14 protein-coding genes are annotated in these 19,154 nt (G+C 72.4%); 8 read left to right on the top strand and 6 right to left on the bottom strand.

The annotated features are described in order from the left end of the window. The first annotated feature begins 88 nt into the window (after positions 1–88). Positions 89–3,463 carry a pyruvate carboxylase gene (locus tag ACFVYS_RS20575; protein ID WP_389503909.1) on the top strand — a complete coding sequence of 1,125 codons (3,375 nt, stop codon included), beginning with the start codon at positions 89–91 and terminating at the stop codon, positions 3,461–3,463. Positions 3,464–3,482: 19 nt separating this feature from the next. Here the strand turns inward: ACFVYS_RS20575 and ACFVYS_RS20580 are convergent, their stop codons facing one another. Continuing rightward, a complete protein-coding gene (locus tag ACFVYS_RS20580; RefSeq protein ID WP_389503911.1) occupies positions 3,483–4,454 on the bottom strand; it encodes an STM4015 family protein in 972 nt (323 codons plus the stop codon). 226 nt (positions 4,455–4,680) lie between these two features. On the opposite strand from ACFVYS_RS20580, the gene ACFVYS_RS20585 reads away from it, so the two are divergent. Next, positions 4,681–5,850, top strand: a complete 1,170-nt coding sequence (locus ACFVYS_RS20585; RefSeq protein ID WP_389503913.1) for a M23 family metallopeptidase — start codon at positions 4,681–4,683, stop codon at positions 5,848–5,850. Between the two features lie 143 nt (positions 5,851–5,993). Here ACFVYS_RS20585 and ACFVYS_RS20590 read toward each other — a convergent pair whose 3' ends face one another. Then, positions 5,994–6,920 (bottom strand): GNAT family N-acetyltransferase, encoded by a 927-nt coding sequence (locus ACFVYS_RS20590; protein ID WP_389503915.1) that lies wholly within the window; start codon positions 6,918–6,920, stop codon positions 5,994–5,996. Positions 6,921–7,119: 199 nt separating this feature from the next. Here ACFVYS_RS20590 and ACFVYS_RS20595 point away from each other — a divergent pair, with 199 nt between their 5' ends. After that, the gene (locus ACFVYS_RS20595; protein WP_389503916.1) at positions 7,120–7,842 is read left to right on the top strand and encodes an FAD binding domain-containing protein; all 723 of its coding nucleotides are present in this window, start codon (positions 7,120–7,122) and stop codon (positions 7,840–7,842) included. Positions 7,843–7,866: 24 nt separating this feature from the next. Here the strand turns inward: ACFVYS_RS20595 and ACFVYS_RS20600 are convergent, their stop codons facing one another. Both ACFVYS_RS20600 and ACFVYS_RS20605 read right to left on the bottom strand, forming a co-directional pair. Continuing rightward, positions 7,867–8,892 (bottom strand): DUF6745 domain-containing protein, encoded by a 1,026-nt coding sequence (locus ACFVYS_RS20600; protein WP_389503918.1) that lies wholly within the window; start codon positions 8,890–8,892, stop codon positions 7,867–7,869. Between the two features lie 82 nt (positions 8,893–8,974). Next, positions 8,975–9,301, bottom strand: a complete 327-nt coding sequence (locus ACFVYS_RS20605; protein WP_389503919.1) for a hypothetical protein — start codon at positions 9,299–9,301, stop codon at positions 8,975–8,977. 199 nt (positions 9,302–9,500) lie between these two features. Here ACFVYS_RS20605 and ACFVYS_RS20610 point away from each other — a divergent pair, with 199 nt between their 5' ends. Genes ACFVYS_RS20610 through ACFVYS_RS20630 form a run of 5 tightly spaced genes read left to right on the top strand, consistent with a single transcriptional unit; the run spans position 9,501 to position 14,813 of the window. Further along, positions 9,501–10,460, top strand: coding sequence for an STM4015 family protein (locus ACFVYS_RS20610; protein ID WP_389503921.1), 960 nt, complete (start codon positions 9,501–9,503; stop codon positions 10,458–10,460). Positions 10,461–10,471: 11 nt separating this feature from the next. Beyond that, complete coding sequence (locus tag ACFVYS_RS20615; protein ID WP_389504097.1) at positions 10,472–11,635, top strand: STM4014 family protein; 1,164 nt, start codon at positions 10,472–10,474, stop codon at positions 11,633–11,635. Between the two features lie 43 nt (positions 11,636–11,678). Next, entirely contained in the window at positions 11,679–12,506 is an 828-nt protein-coding gene (locus tag ACFVYS_RS20620) for an STM4013/SEN3800 family hydrolase (protein WP_389504098.1), read from the top strand. Further along, positions 12,503–13,861, top strand: a complete 1,359-nt coding sequence (locus ACFVYS_RS20625; protein WP_389503923.1) for an STM4012 family radical SAM protein — start codon at positions 12,503–12,505, stop codon at positions 13,859–13,861. Before ACFVYS_RS20620 ends, ACFVYS_RS20625 begins: the two co-directional genes overlap by 4 nt. 10 nt (positions 13,862–13,871) lie before the next feature. Beyond that, complete coding sequence (locus ACFVYS_RS20630) at positions 13,872–14,813, top strand: STM4011 family radical SAM protein (protein WP_389503925.1); 942 nt, start codon at positions 13,872–13,874, stop codon at positions 14,811–14,813. A 6-nt stretch (positions 14,814–14,819) separates the two neighbouring features. Here ACFVYS_RS20630 and ACFVYS_RS20635 read toward each other — a convergent pair whose 3' ends face one another. Both ACFVYS_RS20635 and ACFVYS_RS20640 read right to left on the bottom strand, forming a co-directional pair. Beyond that, positions 14,820–16,847, bottom strand: coding sequence for a glycoside hydrolase (locus ACFVYS_RS20635; RefSeq protein WP_389503926.1), 2,028 nt, complete (start codon positions 16,845–16,847; stop codon positions 14,820–14,822). A 132-nt stretch (positions 16,848–16,979) separates the two neighbouring features. Further along, positions 16,980–19,025: a beta-galactosidase gene (locus ACFVYS_RS20640; protein ID WP_389503928.1), complete on the bottom strand. Its 2,046-nt coding sequence runs from the start codon at positions 19,023–19,025 to the stop codon at positions 16,980–16,982. Positions 19,026–19,154 lie beyond the last annotated feature (129 nt).

Here is a 19,154-nt window from a genome sequence, read left to right on the forward strand (position 1 = left end):
CATGCGCCGAGTGGCCCGACTCACATGGCCAACCCGGTCACGCACCGACACGATGGTCCTCGTCACCGCCAGGCTGAAGGGGTCCCGGATGTTCCGCAAGGTGCTGGTCGCCAACCGTGGTGAGATCGCGATCCGTGCGTTTCGCGCCGGCTATGAGCTGGGCGCGCGCACGGTCGCGGTCTTCCCGCACGAGGACCGCAACTCACTCCACCGGCAGAAGGCCGACGAGGCCTACGAGATCGGCGAACAAGGGCACCCGGTGCGCGCCTATCTCTCCGTCGAGGAGATCGTCGGCGCCGCGCGCCGGGCGGGCGCCGACGCCGTCTACCCGGGCTACGGGTTCCTCTCCGAGAACCCCGAACTCGCGCGTGCCTGCGAGGAGGCGGGCATCACGTTCGTCGGTCCCGACGCGCGCACCCTCGAACTGACCGGGAACAAGGCGAGCGCCGTCGCGGCGGCCCGCGCCGCGGGCGTGCCCGTGCTCGGCTCGTCCGAGCCCTCCAACGACGTCGACGAACTGGTCAGGGCGGCCGAGGAGGTCGGCTTCCCCCTGTTCGTCAAGGCGGTTGCCGGAGGCGGTGGACGAGGCATGCGCCGCGTCGAGGACCCCGCCGTGCTGCGCGAGTCCATCGAGGCGGCCTCCCGTGAGGCCGCGTCCGCCTTCGGTGACCCGACCGTCTTCCTGGAGAAGGCCGTCGTCGACCCGCGCCACATCGAGGTGCAGATCCTCGCCGACGGCGAGGGCAACGTCATCCACCTCTTCGAGCGCGACTGCTCGGTCCAGCGCCGTCACCAGAAGGTGATCGAGCTGGCCCCCGCGCCCAACCTCGCCCCGGAGCTGCGCGACCGCATCTGCGCCGACGCGGTGCGCTTCGCCCGGCAGATCGGCTACCGCAACGCCGGTACCGTCGAGTTCCTCCTCGACCCCGCGGGCAACCACGTCTTCATCGAGATGAACCCGCGCATCCAGGTCGAGCACACGGTGACCGAGGAGGTCACCGACGTCGACCTCGTCCAGGCCCAGCTGCGCATCGCCGCCGGCGAGAGCCTGGCCGACCTCGGCCTGTCCCAGGAGACCGTCACCCTGCACGGCGCCGCCCTCCAGTGCCGGATCACCACCGAGGACCCCGCCAACGGCTTCCGTCCCGACACCGGCCGCATCAGCGCCTACCGCTCGCCCGGCGGCTCCGGCATCCGCCTCGACGGCGGCACCACCCACGCGGGTACGGAGATCAGCGCGCACTTCGACTCGATGCTGGTCAAACTGACCTGCCGGGGCCGGGACTTCGAGACCGCGATCAAGCGGGCCCGGCGTGCCGTGGCCGAGTTCCGGATCCGGGGTGTGTCCACCAACATCCCGTTCCTCCAGGCCGTCCTGGACGACCCGGACTTCCAGGGCGGACGCGTCACGACGTCGTTCATCGAACAGCGCCCGCACCTGCTCACCGCACGCTCCTCGGCCGACCGCGGCACCAAGCTGCTGACCTACCTCGCCGACGTCACGGTGAACAAGCCGCACGGTGAGCGGCCCGAGCTGATCGACCCGGTCACCAAGCTGCCGTCGCTGCCCGACACCGAGCCGCCCGCGGGTTCCCGCCAGCGCCTGGTCCACCTCGGGCCCGAGGGCTTCGCCCGCCAGTTGCGCGAGTCACCCACCATCGGCGTCACCGACACCACCTTCCGCGACGCCCACCAGTCCCTGCTGGCCACCCGCGTCCGCACCAAGGACCTCCTCGCCTCCGCCCCGCTGGTCGCCCGGACCCTGCCCCAGCTGCTGTCGCTGGAGTGCTGGGGCGGCGCCACCTACGACGTCGCCCTGCGCTTCCTCGCCGAGGACCCGTGGGAGCGGCTGGCGGCCCTGCGCGAGGCCGTCCCCAACATCTGTCTCCAGATGCTGCTGCGCGGCCGCAACACCGTCGGCTACACGCCCTACCCGACCGAGGTGACCGACGCCTTCGTGCAGGAGGCCGCCGCCACCGGCATCGACATCTTCCGCATCTTCGACGCGCTCAACGACGTCGGCCAGATGCGGCCCGCCATCGACGCCGTACGGGAGACGGGCACGGCCGTCGCCGAGGTCGCCCTCTGCTACACCTCCGACCTCTCCGACCCGAACGAGCGGCTCTACACCCTCGACTACTACCTCCGCCTGGCCGAGCAGATCGTCGACGCGGGCGCCCATGTGCTGGCCGTCAAGGACATGGCGGGCCTGCTGCGCGCCCCGGCCGCCGCGAAGCTCGTCTCCGCGCTGCGCCGTGAGTTCGACCTGCCGGTGCACCTGCACACCCACGACACCGCCGGCGGCCAGCTCGCCACCTACCTGGCCGCGATCCAGGCCGGCGCGGACGCCGTCGACGGCGCCGTTGCCTCCATGGCGGGCACGACCTCGCAGCCCTCGCTGTCCGCGATCGTCGCCGCGACCGACCACTCCGAGCGGCCCACCGGCCTCGACCTCCAGGCCGTCGGCGACCTGGAGCCGTACTGGGAGGGCGTCCGCAAGATCTACGCCCCCTTCGAGGCCGGCCTGGCCTCCCCGACCGGACGCGTCTACCACCACGAGATCCCCGGCGGGCAGCTCTCCAACCTGCGCACCCAGGCCGTCGCGCTCGGCCTCGGCGACCGCTTCGAGGACATCGAGGCGATGTACGCCGCCGCCGACCGCATCCTCGGCCACCTGGTGAAGGTCACCCCGTCCTCCAAGGTGGTCGGCGACCTCGCCCTGCACCTGGTCGGTGCCGGAGTGTCCCCGGAGGACTTCGAGGCGTCGCCCGACCGCTACGACATCCCCGACTCCGTCATCGGCTTCCTGCGCGGCGAGCTCGGCACCCCGCCCGGCGGCTGGCCCGAGCCGTTCCGCACCAAGGCGTTGCAGGGGCGTACCGAGGCCAAGCCCGTCCAGGAACTGACCACCGAGGACCGCGAGGGCCTGGAGAAGACCCGCCGCGCCACCCTCAACCGGCTGCTCTTCCCCGGCCCGACCCGGGACTTCGAGGCCCACCGTCAGGCCTACGGCGACACCAGCGTGCTCGACAGCAAGGACTTCTTCTACGGTCTGCGTCCGAGCAAGGAGTACGCCGTCGACCTCGAGCCGGGCGTCCGGCTCCTGATCGAGCTCCAGGCCGTCGGAGAGGCCGACGAGCGCGGTCTGCGCACGGTCATGTCCTCCCTGAACGGCCAGCTGCGGCCCATCCAGGTGCGGGACAAGGCGGCGGCCTCCGACGTACCGGTGACCGAGAAGGCCGACCGCGCCAACCCCGGGCATGTCGCCGCGCCGTTCGCGGGCGTGGTCACCCTCGCCGTCACCGAGGGCGACGAGGTGGAGGCCGGCGCGACCGTCGCCACCATCGAGGCGATGAAGATGGAGGCCACGATCACGGCCTCGAAGGCCGGCACGGTGTCGCGGCTGGCCATCAACCGGATCCAGCAGGTGGAAGGCGGCGACCTGCTGGTCGAGGTGGGATGAGGTCACGGGCCGCGGACGGTCACTCGCCCGCGGCCACGTACCGGTCGTCCGGGTCGTCCGCGTCCTCCCGGCCCGACAGGTCCACCTTCACGCCGTAGGGCTCCAGAGCCTGCCGTATCCGCTCGGCCATCGCGTCGGACAGGTAGTGGTGGTGAAGGTCCAGCTCCTGGAGGTGCACCAGCGGCTGACCGCTCAGCAGAGCCGCGGCGCCCGTGTCGGACAGGGTGCCGCGGCCCAGGTGCAGGGCCGTCAGCCGGGCCACCACGGGCGCCGCGGCGACGGCTGCGGCCACCTCGTCCTGGTTGTCGCCGTTCTGCAGACCCAGCCGGCGCAGGGCGGGCAGCCGGGAGCCGTCCAGGATCGGCTCGAGGTCGGCCACGGTGGTGCTACGGCCGTACGACTCCGCGCCCAGCCACAGGTCCAGGTGCTCCAGCGCCGGCAGCTCCGAGGCGGCGACCCCGTGCACCACCCCGGCCGGCAGTCCGCCGTTCTCGAAACGCAGGACGCGCAGACTGTCATGGCGCAACGGCGTGAACTCCAGCCCCGAACCGCCGCCGAAGCCCCCGCCCGAACCGCGTACGGCGAGCTCCTCCAGCCCCGGGTAGGCGGCGAGGAACGGACTGACGTCGCCCTGGACGATCCAGGAGAGCTCGCACTCCTCGAATTCGAGGTCCGCGAGATAGAGGGCCCGCAGGCCGGTCAGCCGGTCCGCCGCCCCGGCCAGGCGCTCCACCACCTCTTCGCAGGAGTCACCGGCGTCCAGCTCGCTGCCGTAGGCGCCGGCCCCGAGGACCAGGGCGCGCACCCGCGAGGGGTCCACGGTCTCCAGGAACCGGTTCCAGCAGTCGTCGAAGTCCTCCGGGTCGTTCTCCTGCCGGACGAGCTTCCAGGCCACGGACTCCGCCTCGGGGAGGTCCCGAGAGGTCTCCCCGGGCAGGGGGAAGACATACACCGGCAGGCCGTGCAGTTCCGAGATGTGCGCCAGCGTCATGGGCGGGTACCTCCGTGAGCGGACGGCGGCCGGAACTGCGCGCCCCGGCCCGTACGGCGTACTTTCTACCAACTCCCACCGACAGTTCCGCGAGGAGCGCTGCCCCTGGGGGCAGTAGGTCTGCCCTCGCGTCCGGTGACGCGCGCCGGGTCACCCGCTAACGTCCGTCCGTGAACAACTGCACTGTCCCGCAGCGGCCGTTGACCCGTCGTCCGGAGTCCGCCGCGTGAGCCACGAGCCCGCCGTCGAGACCCCTGGGTACGAGGCCGTCGCAGCCCCGGAGGCCCCCGCTCAGGAAGCCCCCGCTCAGGAGAACCCCGCCCCGGTGACGCCGACCCCGGAAGCATCCGCTCCCCGCCCCCGGCGGCGCGGCCCGGGCCCCTTCACCCTCCTGGTCCTGCCGGGCCTGGTCACCCTCACCACGGTCGCCGGGTTCCTCGCCCTGACCGGTGGGCTCCCCGACGACTGGAGCCCCGGCGAGAGCACCGCGCAGGACGCCGCCCCCGGCGGTGTCGACGCGAGCTACGGACCCTGGCTGCGCAAGTCCGCCGACGCCTGCACGGTCGTCACCCCGTCCGCCCTCGCCGCGCAGATCGACCAGCTCACCGGCTGGAGCAACGCCGGCGCCACCACCTCCGGCCCGCAGGGCATCGCCGCCTTCACCGCCGCCGACTGGAAGACCTGGGGCAAGGACGACGACGGCAACGGCCGCTCCTCACCGAGCGATCCGGCCGACGCCATCATGGCGCTCGGCCGCCAGGACTGCTCCCTGGCCCAGCAGGTCACCGGTCTCAGGACCGACGGCACCGTCAACGGGGACCTCGTCGACCTCACCCTCGCCGCCTACGCGGTCGGCACGGACGCCGTGAAGAAGGCGGGCGGCGTCCCCGCCTCGGCGCAGACCTACCTCGGCGAGGTCAAGGCCCTGTTCGCGAAGTACGAGGCCTTCGACCGGGAGGACACGAGCGGCGGGAGCGTCCTGGCCGACGCGATCCTGGCACCGCCCGTCACCACCCTCACCATCACCTCTCCCTACGGCTCCCGCCAGCACCCCCTCACCGGCGTCACCAAACTCCACACCGGCGTGGACTTCGGCGCACCCCAGGGAGCCCAGGTCTCCGCCGCCCGCGCGGGCACGGTCGTCTTCGCGGCCATGACCACGGCCTACGGCAACCGGGTCGTCGTCGACCACGGCACGATCGAGGGCAAACGGCTCCAGACCACGTACAGCCACCTGTCCGCCATCGGCGTCACCGTGGGTCAGACCGTGCAGACCGGGACCCCGCTCGGGCGGGTCGGCTCCACCGGCCTGTCCACCGGCCCCCATCTGCACTTCGAGGTGATCTACGACGGCTACTACGCCGATCCCCAGCCCTGGCTGGCGCTGAACGGCTGACGGCACGTCACGAGGGCGGGCGGCACGGCCGGCTCAGAAGTGATGGAGCGCTTCCGGTGGTGCCGACGAGGCTTCCCGCCGCGACACCGTAGGCGGTCCTGCCCGGAGGGGTCCGCCGGGTGCGGGCCCCGCCGGGCGCACGGTCACCGCAGAACGGCCTCCCAGGTGTCCACGGCGTAGTGCAGGACCATGCCGTGGCGCGCGTACAGCCCGGGCGCGCCGGTCGCGTTGGAGGTGTCCACACCGAGCCCGACCGTGTCCCGGCCCCGGGCGGCGAAGGCCGCGAAGGCGTGCCGCAGCAGCAGCCCGGCCAGCCCGCCTCCCCGGGCCTCGCGCAGCACGCCGATGCTGCGGATCCAGCCCATCGCCTCGCGGTCGTCGCGGGCCATCAGGAACCCGGCGTCCCCGGACCCGTCCGTGCCGGCGATCCACACGAGCGACCAGTCGAGCCCCGCCGCGTCCACGTCGTGCAGCCACTGCTCGTAGCCGCGCGGCTGGAAGTCGAAGTGCTCCGCGAAAGCGGTCTGGTAGAGCGCGTGGACACGGACCCGGTCCGCCTCGGAGGAGCAGGACCGCAGCCTGACCCCGGCGGGCAGCGTCGGCGGCCGGTCCCCGGCCTGCTCCAGAGGGCGGCGCAGCACGTGATATCGCCGTACGACCGACCAGCCGCGGGCGCGGAGCAGCTCGGTGTCGAGGGTGGGCGCTGCGTTGAGATGCAGATGCACCACGGCCCGCCCGGCACCGTTCGCCTGCGCCTTCTCCAGCGCCCGGCTCTCCATCGCCGCCAGGACGAGCCGGCCCGCCTCCTGCCGGTCGGGCAGGACGTAGTGGTCGATGTCGACGCGTTCGCCGCCCGACTCGTCCCACAGCAGCCCGTAGCCGACCAGCCGGTCCCCGTCGAAGGCGAGCCAGGAGTCCTGCTCCAGATCCGTCTCGGGATGCTTCAGATCGGCCTCGACGGTGTGCAGGTCCGTCTCGGGCCGGCCGATCTCGATGCGGTCGATCTCGTTGAGGAGAGCGGTGACGGCGGGCGCGTCGGCGAGGGCGGCGGGACGCAGGACGTAGGGCATGCCGCCAGGGTCCGGGGGAGGGGAGCCGGCCGCAACGCAATTTCACGTTGCGCAAGGTGCAGCCATGAGCCCTGTATGCGCCCCCGTGCGCCTGGGCAGAATCCGTTCTGCCATTGATCATGCGGGTGGGTGAACACGGGGACACACGATGGCACCGTGTCACGCGCCACGAACTTCCAGGGAAGGCAGGTCGGTTGTCGTGCAGTTGCGTCTTCCCTCCTCCATATCCGAAGCCCAGCGGTGTCTGGCCGAGGGAGCCGTACCGGTGGGAGGTGCCACGCTCGTGTGGGCCGGCTGGCAGCGGGACGGCTTTCCCGAGCAAGCCGTGTCGCTGCGCGACGTGCCGGAGGCCGGCACGGTCGGCCCCGAGGAACTCGGCGGGGCCGTGCTGCTGAACCGCGTCGACGCGACCGTGCCCGAGGCGCTGCACCGGGCCGCCTCCGGCGTGGGCACCGGCGCGGTGCGCCGGGCCGCCACGGTCGGCGGCAACATCGTCGGCAGCACCCTGCGCTGTCTGCTCCCGGCGGCCCTCGTCCTCGACGCCCGGGCCACCGTCCTGGAACCCGACAGCGTCTACGACACCGATCTGACCGAGCTGCTGGCGAAGCGTCACGTACTGCTCGCCCTGCGCTGGCGCGCACCCCTGGTCAGCGGCTACCGCAAGCTGGAGGGCGAGGCGGGCGGCCCGCCGCCGTTCGTCGTGGCCGCCGCGGTGCACGCCGACGGGGACAGCCCCCGTGACCTGCGGGTGGCCGTACGCGACGGCTACGAGGTGTTCAGCGAGAGCACGCCGTACGACCCGGACCCCGAACAGGTCCTGCACGCCCTGGCGGGCACCGACCTGGGCGCCCTTCCCGCCGTCGCCCGGGACGCGGTGCACGCCCAGATCACCGACGTACTCACCCGCGTCGCCGAAGGCTGAGGCCCGGCCACGCGCCCCTCCGGGTCACGTCTCCCGCTCGGGCGCGTACGTCTCCGCCGTCAGCTGGAAGGTCCAGGCGACTCCCTCCCGCGCCGTGCGGGTCGCCGGTGGTACCCGCAGCCAGTAGGTGCGTCGCGTCCCGTCCGGCTCCGGAGTGGAGTTGAGGACCTCCACCATGACGACGGGCTCGTCGTCCGGGAGGTCGATCCGCCACAGGGTGCCCGTCTCGTCACGGTGGACGTGACGCGCCCCCGAGTCCGCCAGATAGCGGTCGTAGCCGTAGTACTCCAGCATGACCCGGCGCAGTTCGGCGTTCTCCTCGGACCTGATCCGGTCCGGGGTGAGCGCCGGCAGTTCGGCGAGGAACCCGGCCGGGACCGGCATACCGCGCCAGGCGTACAGGGCGAAGCCGTCGGGGTACGCCAGTGCCGGGCCGTCCCCGTGGTCGAGCCGGCCCGCCTCGTCGCGGTGCAGGGCGACGGGACGCTCGCACACCACCGCCACCCGCGCGAACGGCCACCACCAGCCGGCGTGGCGACTCACCGCGGCCAGCCCGTCGAGCGGGCCCCGGTCCGTCGGGAACGCCGCGAGCCACGGCGCGTCGTGCTGACCGAGGACGGCGTCCAGCAGCACCAGCCGCACCTCCGCGGCCTCCTTCCCCGTGTCCCCGCCGGCCAGTTCCTCCAGCACCCCGGCGCGGATCCGGTCCACGAGCGCCTGCGTGGTGTCCCACAGGAGCCCGCCGGTCGCGGCCCAGTGCGCCGCCCAGTCCGCCGCACCCAACCGCCCGTGCAGCCGCTGCCGTTCACCTGCCCACGGGGCGCTGCGGACCGCCTCACGCACGCTGGGGCCCTTGTCCGCGGACTCCCGGACCAGTGTGACCGCCGCCCGCGGTGAAGCGGCCCACACCACGCGCTCCGGCTCCGGCAGCCCGGCCTGCCGGTAGGCCCGGCGCACGCCGGCCTCGGCTGCCGCGCGGTCGGCGGGCACGGCCGCCGCGGCACAGGCGCGCCAGCGACGGACATCGTCGAAGGACGTACCCTCCACCATCGGGTCCGCTCCCGCCGCGGGCACTGCCCCGGCCCTCTCCGTCGTCCTCATCCGCCCCTCCGTCATCTCGGTCACCCGCTCTTCAGTCCGCGACGATCCGCACGGATCCGGGCACGTACTCCCGCTGCCGGATCACCCGGTACCAGCCCTTCGGCAGCGCGATCGCCGCGTGCTCCTCGTGGACCACCCGGCCGCCCTGGGGAAGGTGGAGCAGCAGCGGACCGAACGGCCCGGGCTCCCGCAGCAGATCGCCCGGACCCACCACCGCGTGGGCGTGCCTGGTGACCTCGCCCAGGGCCAGCACGAGCCGGCCCCGCCCGTCCCGCCGTTCCTTGGGCGCGACCGCCACGTGCGGTGGCAACGCCTCCTCCGCGACGGGCACGATCAGCACGTCTCCCTGCCGGTACATGGCTCTCCCCTCCCCGCCGGACGCTTCGCGCACCGGCCTCATGACGACGACGGTACGGACCACCACTGACAACGCCCCCGACCCGAGGCCCGAGCCGCGTTCCGAACCGAGGCCCCGGCGCGGGGGGTTGTCAGTGCCTGTTGGTAGAACTGCGGAAACATCACGGACCGCGCAACTTTTTTCTCCCGGGAGCAGCCGCATGACCGTCACGGACCACCTGAACGCGCTGTACCGGCTGCCCGCCCACACCTTCCCGGGCCCCGGCGGCAGGACGGACGACCTGCCCGACCCGGAGGCCTTCGCCTGGCGTGTCACCAGCGACGTCTACGACGCCGACGAGGACTGGACGAAGGCGTTCGCGCGGTTCTGCTCCGCCGTCGACACCACCCGCGTGAGAGCCCTGATCGTCGGCGCCTGGCAGGAGGCCTACGACACGGACCCCTCCGACGTCATCGAGGCGCTGGTGGCCGCCCGGGACCGGTTCCCCGCGCTGCGGGCGGTGTTCCTCGGCGACATGGTGGGGGAGGAGTGCGAGATCTCCTGGATCAACCAGACCGATGTCACCCCGGTCCTGGCCGCGTATCCCGCGCTGGAGGAGTTCGGCGTGCGCGGCGGGTCCGGGCTGCGTTTCCCCGCCGTGAGCCACCGCGCGCTGCGCAGGCTCGTGATCGAGACGGGCGGGCTGCCCGCGGAGGTCGTGCGCGGGATCGGCGGCAGTGACCTGCCCGCGCTGGTCCACCTCGACCTGTGGCTCGGCACCCCCGAGTACGGCGGCGACAGCGAGGTCGCCGACCTGGAGCCGATCCTGTCCGGCGCCCGGCTGCCGAGCCTGCGTCACCTCGCCCTGCGTAACAGCGAGATCCAGGACGCCGTGGCCGCGGCCGTCGCGTCCGCGCCCGTGGTGGCCCGTCTGGAGGTGCTGGACCTCTCCATGGGCGTGCTGACCGACGAGGGCGCGGCCGCCCTGCTCGGCGGCCAGCCGCTCACCCACCTCAAGAAGCTCGACCTGCACTACCACTACCTGAGCGAGTCCCTCCAGGAGCGCCTGCGGCGGACCGTGGAGACCGCGGGCGTCGAGGTGGACCTCGACCGCGACGACGCCGAGGAGGACTCGGACGACGACGGCACGCCGTGGCGCTACGTCGCCGTCGGGGAGTGAGCACACCACCCATGGGTCACGGTCCCTCCTCCCTCGACGGGTTCCGCCCGGCGCGCGCCTCCGCGCCGCCGCGCCTGGCGGTCGTCGGCAACCCGGAGAACCGTCGGGTCGCCCTCTTCGAGGACGCGGTTCGCGCGGCCGGTCTGCCGGCCCCGCGTGTCGTGCCGTGGGCGGACGTCTTGAACGACGGCGGCGCCGACTTCGCCGCCGAGGAGATCGTCCGCCTGGACTCACCCGGCGAGAACCCTGAGGTCGACCGGCTGCTGCGCGGTGCCGTCGATCCGACGCGGGTGGAGGGCTCGGGCCGCTGGTACGCCCGCTTCACCGCCGCGGTACGCAGCCTGCGCGGCGGGGTCCGCCTCGACGACCCGGACGAGCTGGCGGTGCTGTTCGACAAGCGGCTCTGCCACGCCGTCCTGGACGCGGCGGGCGTTCCGGTGCCCGCCTCGCCCACCTCGGGCCCGCAGGGCGCGCCGGTGCGCGGCTGGGACGACGTACGCGCGTCGATGCGTGAGCACCGGATGGCCCGGCTCTTCGTGAAACCCGCGCACGGGTCGTCCGCCTCGGGCGTCCTCGCCGTCGAGTCGGGCGGCGGCGGCCGGATCAGGGCCACCACCTCCGTGGAACTCGCCGCCGACGGCGGCCTGTACAACTCCCTCAGGGTGCGCCGTTACGAACGCGAGCAGGACATCGCGGCCATCGTCGACGCGCTCGCCCCGGACGGACTGCACCTGGAGCGCTGGCTGCCGAAGGCCTCCCAGGACGGCCGGGCCACCGACCTCAGGGTCGTTGTCGTGGCCGGTCGCGCCACCCACGCGGTGGTGCGCACCAGCCGTTCACCGATGACCAACCTCCATCTCGGCGGCCGTCGAGGCGACCTGGACGCAGTCCGGGAGAACGTCGAGGCGGCGGGCGCCCGCTGGACCGACCTGCTGGGCGTGTGCGAGCAGGCCGCGGCCTGCTTCCCGCGCACCCTGTGCGTCGGTGTCGACCTGCTGCCGGCCGTGGGCTGGCGCAGGGCCGCGGTCGGCGAGGTCAACGCCTTCGGCGACCTGCTGCCCCGGCTCACCGGACTGCCCGGCAGCGGCGCGGAGGGCCTCGACACCCATGCCGCCCAAGTGGCCGCCGTCCTGGGTGACCTCGCCCGGTACAGAACAGGAACACCGTATGCCTGAGCCCGACATCGACGACGTGCCCGGCACCGACGACGTGCCCGACATGAACGAGGTGGTGGGCAGCCACGACCTCCTGCTCGTCACCCTCGACACCCTCCGCCACGACGTCGCCGCCGAGCTGGCGGCCGCGGGCCGCATTCCGCACCTCGCCCGCCACCTCCCCGGCGGCCGCTGGGAGGAGCGGCACGCGCCGGGCAGCTTCACCTACGCCTCCCACCAGGCGATCTTCGCGGGCTTCCTGCCGACCCCGGCCGCCCCCGGACCGCATCCGCGCCTGTTCGCGGCGAGCTTCGCGGGCAGCGAGACCACCGCGGGCGGAACCTACGTCTACGACACCCCCGACCTCGTCTCCGGCCTCGCCGAGGACGGCTACCACACCGTGTGCATCGGGGGAGTGGGCTTCTTCAACAAGCAGGGTCCGCTGGGCTCGGTGCTGCCCGGACTGTTCCACGAGTCCCACTGGGCACCGGAGTTCGGCGTCACCTCACCCGAGTCCTTCGAGAACCAGGTCGCCCACGCCGAGCGCGTCGTACGTGAACTCCCGTACGAAAAGCGGCTGTTCCTCTTCGTGAACGTGTCCGCCCTGCACCAGCCGAACTGGTTCCATCTGCCCGGCGCGACCCGCGAGACCGGCGACAGCCGAGAGACGCACGCCGCCGCGCTGGAGTACGTGGACCGGCACATCGGGCGCCTGTTCGCCGCCGCGAGCAGCAGGCGCCGCTGCTTCGCGATCGTCTGCTCCGACCACGGCACCGCCTACGGCGACGACGGCTACACCGGGCACCGCCTCGGCCACGAGTCCGTGTGGACCGTGCCGTACGCCCACTTCTTCCTCGACCCCGCACCCCGACCGACGGAGGCCGGCCGATGACCACCGCCGAACCGGTCACCCGCACCAGCCCGTACCAGCACTACGTCTACGCCTACCCGCACAAGACGGCCTACCGCGCGCTCCCCGACCGCCCGTCCCTGAAAGCCCTCTGGGCGGCCGAGCCCAAGGACACGCTCTCCCTCTACCTGCACATACCGTTCTGCGAGGTCCGCTGCGGCTTCTGTAACCTCTTCACCCGCATCGGCGCCCCCGACGGACTGACCGGCGCCTACCTGGACGCCCTGGAACGGCAGGCGAGAGCCGTACGGGAGGCACTGGGGGAGACGGACGACGTCCGCTTCGCCACGGCCGCCTTCGGCGGCGGCACCCCCACCTTCCTCACCGCCGCCGAGCTGGACCGGCTCTGCGACATCGCCGAGCACCGCATGGGCGCCGACCTCCGCGCGGTCCCGCTGTCGGTCGAGGCCTCACCCGCCACGGCCACCGCCGACCGTCTCGCCGTGCTCGCCGACCGGGGCACCACCCGACTGAGCCTGGGCGTGCAGAGCTTCGTCGACGCCGAGGCCAGGGCCGCCGTACGCCCGCAGCGGCGCGCCGAGGTCGAGGCGGCCCTCGCCCGCGTCCGCGACACCCGCATCCCGGTCCTCAACATCGACCTCATCTACGGCATCGACGGCCAGAACGAGCAGGCCTGGCGGCACTCCCTGGACGCGGCCCTGGCCTGGCGGCCCGAGGAGCTCTACCTCTACCCGCTCTACGTCCGCCCCCTGACCGGCCTCGACCGCCGCGGACCCGGCCAGGCCACGGCCCCGGATCCGGCCTGGGACGAGCAGCGGCTGCGGCTGTACCGCGCGGGCCGCGACCACCTCCTCGCGCACGGCTACACCCAGCAGTCCATGCGCATGTTCCGCCGCACCGACGCCCCGCCGCAGGGCACGGACGACTACGCCTGCCAGACCGACGGCATGATCGGCCTCGGCTGCGGCGCCCGCTCCTACACGGCCGGCCTGCACTACTCCTTCGACTACGCCGTCGGCATGCACCAGATCCGGGGCATCATCGACGACTACGTCGCCACCGAAGCGTCCGACTTCGCCCACGCCGAGGTCGGCCACCCCATGAACCCCCAGGAGGCGCGCCGCCGCCACCTCCTCCAGTCGCTCCTCCAGGCCGAGGGCCTGCGCCTCGACGACTACCGGGCCCGCTTCGGCGGCGCGCCCGCCGACGACTTCGGCCCCGAACTCGAACGCTTCGCCGACCGCGGCTGGCTGACCGACACCGACCCGACGACCCTCAGGCTCACCCCCGAAGGCCTCGCCCACTCCGACGCCATCGGTCCCGAGCTGTTCTCCCCGGCGGTGCGGGCCGCCATGACCGCCTACGAGCGGAAGTGACCCGGCCGCCATGGACCTGACCCTGCTCTATCGCGGCCCGCTCGCCTCCTGCGACTACGACTGCCCCTACTGCCCGTTCGCCAAGCGACGCGACAGCACGGAGCAACTGCGCGCCGACCGGGCCGCCCTCGAACGGTTCGCGCGGTGGGCCGCGGCCCGCACCGACGACCGGCTCTCGCTCCTCTTCACCCCGTGGGGCGAGGGACTGGTCCGCTCCTGGTACCGGCGCACCCTCGCCGACCTCTCCCACCTCCCGCACATCCGCCGGGTCGCCATCCAGACCAACCTCAGCTGCCGCACCGACTGGCTCGCCGAGGCCGACCCCGACACCCTGGCCCTGTGGTGCACCTACCACCCGGGCCAGACGCCGTACGACCGCTTCCTCGACAAGTGCCGCGACCTGTCGGAGCGGGGCATCCGCTTCAGCGTCGGCGTCGTCGGACTGCCCGAGCACCTCGACGCGGCCCGCCGGCTGCGCGCCGACCTGCCCGCGCACGTCTATCTGTGGATCAACGCCGCCGAGGGCCACACCTACGAGGACGCCGAGGCCGACCGGTGGACCGCCCTCGACCCGCTCTTCCCGTACAGCCGCCGTCCGCACACCAGCGCCGGCCTGCCCTGCCGCACCGGAGACTCGGTGATCTCGGTCGACGGCGAGGGCACCGTCCGGCGCTGCCACTTCGTCCGCGCCGAACTCGGCAACCTCTACGACGGTTCGTACCGCGCCGCCCTGCGCCCCCGCCCCTGTCCGCTCGCCGTCTGCGACTGCCACATCGGCTATGTCCATCTCGAGACGCTGCCGCTGTACGACGTCTTCGCGGGTGGGGTCCTGGAACGGATCCCGGCACCGATCACGGCACCCGCCCCCGCACAGCACTCCGCCCGCATCACGACGATCGTGAGGCGGGCGGAGACACGGGCGGGGACGACAGACCCGTGGGACGTGGACTGACAGGGGTTACGGGGTCACGTCCGTGACCCTCCAGCGCTGGTTGGAACCGGAGTTGGCCTGCCAGGTCGTGACGGCCGCGCCCTCGTTGGTCGCCTGGCCGCCGACCTCGAGGAGACGGCCGGTGGCCACGTTGACCAGCGTCCATGTCCCGTCGCCGGTGGTCGACATGATCCACTCGGTGGCCGGGTCACGCTCGCCGGTGTCGGGTTCGACCACCGGCACGTTGTCGCGGACGGCGAGGCGCTCGCCCTCGGCCGGGTTGGCGAAGACGTAGTGCTGGCGGGCGCCCGTCCTGCCGTACCGGGCGTCCAGCTGCCACTGCTGCGCGGTGCTGCCGTTGGCCGAGCCGATGACCAGGTTCGTGCCGTTGGTCCCGACGGTCACCGCCTTGCCGCTCTGCACGCCGGTCAGCGTGTAGGAGTGGCCCTTGCTGAACAGACCCGCGTTCTTCGCGACACCGGAGACACCCTTGACGGCGAAGGAGGTCACGGACTGGGCGGGGACGGTGTAGGTGGCCTTGCCGTCGACGACCTTGACCGGGGCCTGCTGCTTGAGCTTGCCGTCGGCGCTGGTCACCGTGGGGGTGACGGTCGCGCTGCCCTTGACGGTGCGGAACTTGGACAGGTCGATGGTGACCGTGCGGGCTTCGGTGGTGCTGTTGACGTGGACGACCGAGGCGCCCTTGCCGTCCTTGGTCACGGCGGCGGCGCTGGAGGTGTCGTCCACCTTGATCAGCTTGTCGCCGGGCTTGATGAAGTGCGTGAAGTTCCTGGCCGTGTCGAACTTGGTGTTGGTGTAGATCGGGCAGGACTGGAGGGTGTCGGTGCTGGTGCAGCTGAACGGGAGCTGGATGGAGCCCCAGTTGCCGCCCTTAGCGGACTCGCCGCCCGGCTTCATGTTGTCGTAGTCCTCGACCGGCTGCCAGAACACCCAGGCGGTGGGCTCCAGTTCACGCAGGTCGTTCACCATCTGCTGGGCGAGCCCGAGACCCGGACGCATGTCCGTGAAGCTCTGACCGTCACCCCAGTCGCCCTCGACCTCGCTCATCCACAGCGGCTTGTCGGCGGCCTTGGCGAGGTCGCGCACGGTGGTGCGCTGCCCGGTGCCGTAGGTGTGGACGTTCATCTGGTCCACGAGGTCCTTGGAGGCCTGCGAGTAGGAGTTCCAGTTCGTCGCGAAGAGGGACGGGTTGGTCTCGTCCATCGCCGATATCCCGGCCTTGACCTTGGCCTTCTTCAGTGCGGGCGCCAGCGCGGCGAGCACCTTCTGCTGGAGCTCGGGGCCTATGTGGGCGCCCTCCTGGCGGCCGCCGACCGGCTGGCCGTTCGCGTCGAGCCTGGTGCCCCAGTAGCCGGTGTTGGGCTCGTTGAACGGATCGACGGTGTCGACCTTGATGCCCTCGGACTTCTCCAGCCGCTTGGTCGCGCCCGCCACGTAGGCGGCGAAGTCGTCGACGGAGTCGGCCTTGAGCTGGTCGGTGTTGGCGTTGAAGCCGCCGGACACGTACCCGCTCTCGGTCATGAACCACGGAGGGGAGTTGCTGAACGTCTCCCAGTGGGTGATGTCCTGCTTGATGCGGTCCACCCACCAGCGCTGGGTGGCGTCGGCATCCTTGTTCCAGTCGGCCGGGTCGTCCGCGCTCCACCAGTCGGTGTCCTCGCGGGTGGTGCCCTCGGGCGCCTTCCACCAGCCCTCGACGGCACCGCCGGCCCGCAGATAGTCCGTGACGTCCGGGGCATTGCCGCCGCCGATGTTGTACCGGGCGATGTTCAGCGCGAGGCCGTCGTCGCCGAAGAGCAACTTGGCCAGCTTCTCGCGGATCGCCGGGGGGTAGTCCCCGGTGGCGTTGGCGAACCAGACCAGGCTGGTGCCCCAGCCCTCGAACTTCTGCTGCTGGTACGACGGATCCGGCGTCACGGTGACGGCGGCCTCGGCGTGTGCCTGCACGGGGACGCTGAGGAGGGCGGCTCCGGTGGCCAGCGCGGTGAGTGCGGCGGCCCCGAGGTTCCGTCTGCTGCGGGTACGGCGTGCCATCTGTGCTCCCAACTGCGGTGCGGTCGCTGTGGTGGGCCCCTCCTGCCGCGCGGACAGGAGGGGATGGCCCTCGGCGCGGCTGTGTGCCGTCCCGAGGAGTCGTGGAGGGTGCGGGTGCGCGGGTGGGTGGCGTCAGTCGCGGGGCCGGCGCAGTACGGCGACCTCCCGCGGCCCGAGGACGAGGGCGCCCTCCTGGCCGCCGGTGCCGACCAGGACCTCTCCGTCCATCCCGGTCACCGGCACCGTGTCGTCGGTCCGGTTGACCAGGAACAGGAACCGTTCCTCGGCGCCGCGCCGGACGGTCAGCTCGACCGACCCCCGGACGTCCGCGGGGAGTTCACTGCCGACCCCGGCCGGCTCCAGCAGCCGGGGCAGGAGCGAGGTGAGCCCGTCGACACCGAGCCGGGTGGAGACGTACGAGGCCGAACCGTCGCCGGTCGGGCGCCGGGTGACGGCGGGGCGTCCGGCGTGCACACCGGTGCGGTAGTGCGCCAGCACCTCGGTGTCGCCGTCGGTGAGGGTGATCCGGTCGGTCCACAGGCTGCCCGAGGTGGCGTCGTCCAGTTCCACGGACTCCCCGGCGAGCAGCGGGCCGAACTCCTCGATGCGGATGCCGAGCAGGTCGCGCAGGGCGCCCGGGTATCCGCCGAGCCAGACGTGGTCGTTCTCGTCGACGACCCCGGAGAAGTACGTGGTGACGAGGTGGCCGCCCTGCTCGGCGTAGCGTGTGAGGTCCTTGGCCAGTTCGGCCGGCACCATGTGCAGCACGGGCGCGATCAGCACCTGGTGCCGGGTGAGGTCGGAGCGGGTGGTGACGAGGTCGGCGCGGATACCGAGGGCGAGCAGCGCCGAGTACCAGTCGAGCGCCTCCTGCCGGTAGTCCAGCAGGGCGGTGGGGTGCGAGTCCTGCTCACTGGCCCACCACGACTCCCAGTCGTAGAGGATGCCGACGGCCGCCGACTCCCGGTCCGAACCCGCCACCGGGGCAAGGGCCTTCAGCGTGGCGCCGAGGGCGGCCACCGCGCGGAACAGCTCGCTGTCCTCGCCGGCGTGCGGGACCATCGCCGAGTGGTACTTCTCGGCGCCGGCCGCCGACTGCCGCCACTGGAAGTAGCACACCGCGTCCGCGCCGTGCGCCACGTGCAGCAGCGCGTCACGGGCCAGGTCGCCGGGCCGCTTGGCCACGTTGACCGGCTGCCAGTTGACGGCGCTGGTGGAGTGCTCCATGAGGAACCAGGGCCGGCCGGCCGCGATGCCGCTGGTGAGGTTCGCCGAGAAGGACAGCTCGTCGCGGTCCTGCGGGCCGGGGTGGACGTAGTGGTCGTTGGAGACGAAGTCGATCTCGCTCGCCCAGTCCGGGTAGTTCATGCCCTTGGTGTTGCCCATCACCATGAAGTTCGTGGTGACCGGGATCTCCGGCGTGATCTCCTTCAGGATCTCCCGCTCGGCGATCAGGTGGTCCTTCAGGGCGTCCGAGGAGAACCGCTTGAAGTCCAGCTGCTGCGTCGGGTTGGGGTGCGAGGCGGCCAGCCGGGGCGGCAGGATCTGCTCCCAGTCGCTGTAGCGCTGCGACCAGAAAGCGGTGCCCCAGGCGTGGTTGAGCGCGTCGAGCGTGCCGTAGCGGGCGCGCAGCCAGACCCGGAAGGCGCGGGCCGCGTCGTCGGAGAAGTCGTAGACGTTGTGGCAGCCCAGCTCGTTGGAGACATGCCAGGCGACCAGGGCCGGGTGGTCCTGGTACCGGTCGGCGATCTTCCGGACCAGGCGCAGGGCGTACTCACGGAAGACGGGGGAGGTGGGCCGCCAGTGCTGGCGGGCGCCCGGCCAGAGCGTCTCGCCGTTCGCCGTGACCGGCAGGATCTCCGGGTGGGCGGTGGTGAGCCAGGGCGGCGGGGAGGCGGTGGCGGTGGCCAGGTCGACGCCGATCCCGCCCGCGTGCAGCAGGTCCATGACCTCGTCGAGCCAGCCGAAGTCCCAGGTGTCCGGACCCGGCTGGATCCGGGCCCAGGAGAAGATCCCCACGGAGACGACGGTGACGCCGGCCTCCCGCATCAGCCGCACGTCCTCCTCCCACACGTCCCGGGGCCACTGCTCGGGGTTGTAGTCGGCGCCGTACGCCAGACGCGGAGCGGGGTCACCGTCCGCCCCGCGGAGCATGCGGGACTGGAGGGTGGAGATCATGGCGGTCCTTCCGAAAGTGGTGCACGGGGGCGGGGGGGGCCCCGGGGCGCCCCCCCCCCCCGGGTTTTTTTTTTAAAAGCGATGGGCGGGCGGTTGGGAATTAAAAGGACAACAATAACGACCCCAAAA

Origin of the sequence: Streptomyces sp. NPDC058295, from assembly GCF_042880655.1 — a bacterium.
Taxonomy (GTDB): domain Bacteria; phylum Actinomycetota; class Actinomycetes; order Streptomycetales; family Streptomycetaceae; genus Streptomyces; species Streptomyces coriariae.

Excerpts from the sequence above, each read along its gene's own strand:
- ACFVYS_RS20575 (WP_389503909.1), top strand. The coding sequence starts at position 89 with ATGTTCCGCAAGGTGCTGGTCGCCAACCGTGGTGAGATCGCGATCCGT.
- ACFVYS_RS20580 (WP_389503911.1), bottom strand. The coding sequence starts at position 4,454 with ATGACGCTGGCGCACATCTCGGAACTGCACGGCCTGCCGGTGTATGTC.
- ACFVYS_RS20590 (WP_389503915.1), bottom strand. The coding sequence starts at position 6,920 with ATGCCCTACGTCCTGCGTCCCGCCGCCCTCGCCGACGCGCCCGCCGTC.
- ACFVYS_RS20600 (WP_389503918.1), bottom strand. The coding sequence starts at position 8,892 with ATGGTGGAGGGTACGTCCTTCGACGATGTCCGTCGCTGGCGCGCCTGT.
- ACFVYS_RS20605 (WP_389503919.1), bottom strand. The coding sequence starts at position 9,301 with ATGTACCGGCAGGGAGACGTGCTGATCGTGCCCGTCGCGGAGGAGGCG.
- ACFVYS_RS20610 (WP_389503921.1), top strand. The coding sequence starts at position 9,501 with ATGACCGTCACGGACCACCTGAACGCGCTGTACCGGCTGCCCGCCCAC.
- ACFVYS_RS20615 (WP_389504097.1), top strand. The coding sequence starts at position 10,472 with ATGGGTCACGGTCCCTCCTCCCTCGACGGGTTCCGCCCGGCGCGCGCC.
- ACFVYS_RS20620 (WP_389504098.1), top strand. The coding sequence starts at position 11,679 with ATGAACGAGGTGGTGGGCAGCCACGACCTCCTGCTCGTCACCCTCGAC.
- ACFVYS_RS20625 (WP_389503923.1), top strand. The coding sequence starts at position 12,503 with ATGACCACCGCCGAACCGGTCACCCGCACCAGCCCGTACCAGCACTAC.
- ACFVYS_RS20630 (WP_389503925.1), top strand. The coding sequence starts at position 13,872 with ATGGACCTGACCCTGCTCTATCGCGGCCCGCTCGCCTCCTGCGACTAC.
- ACFVYS_RS20635 (WP_389503926.1), bottom strand. The coding sequence starts at position 16,847 with ATGGCACGCCGTACCCGCAGCAGACGGAACCTCGGGGCCGCCGCACTC.
- ACFVYS_RS20640 (WP_389503928.1), bottom strand. The coding sequence starts at position 19,025 with ATGATCTCCACCCTCCAGTCCCGCATGCTCCGCGGGGCGGACGGTGAC.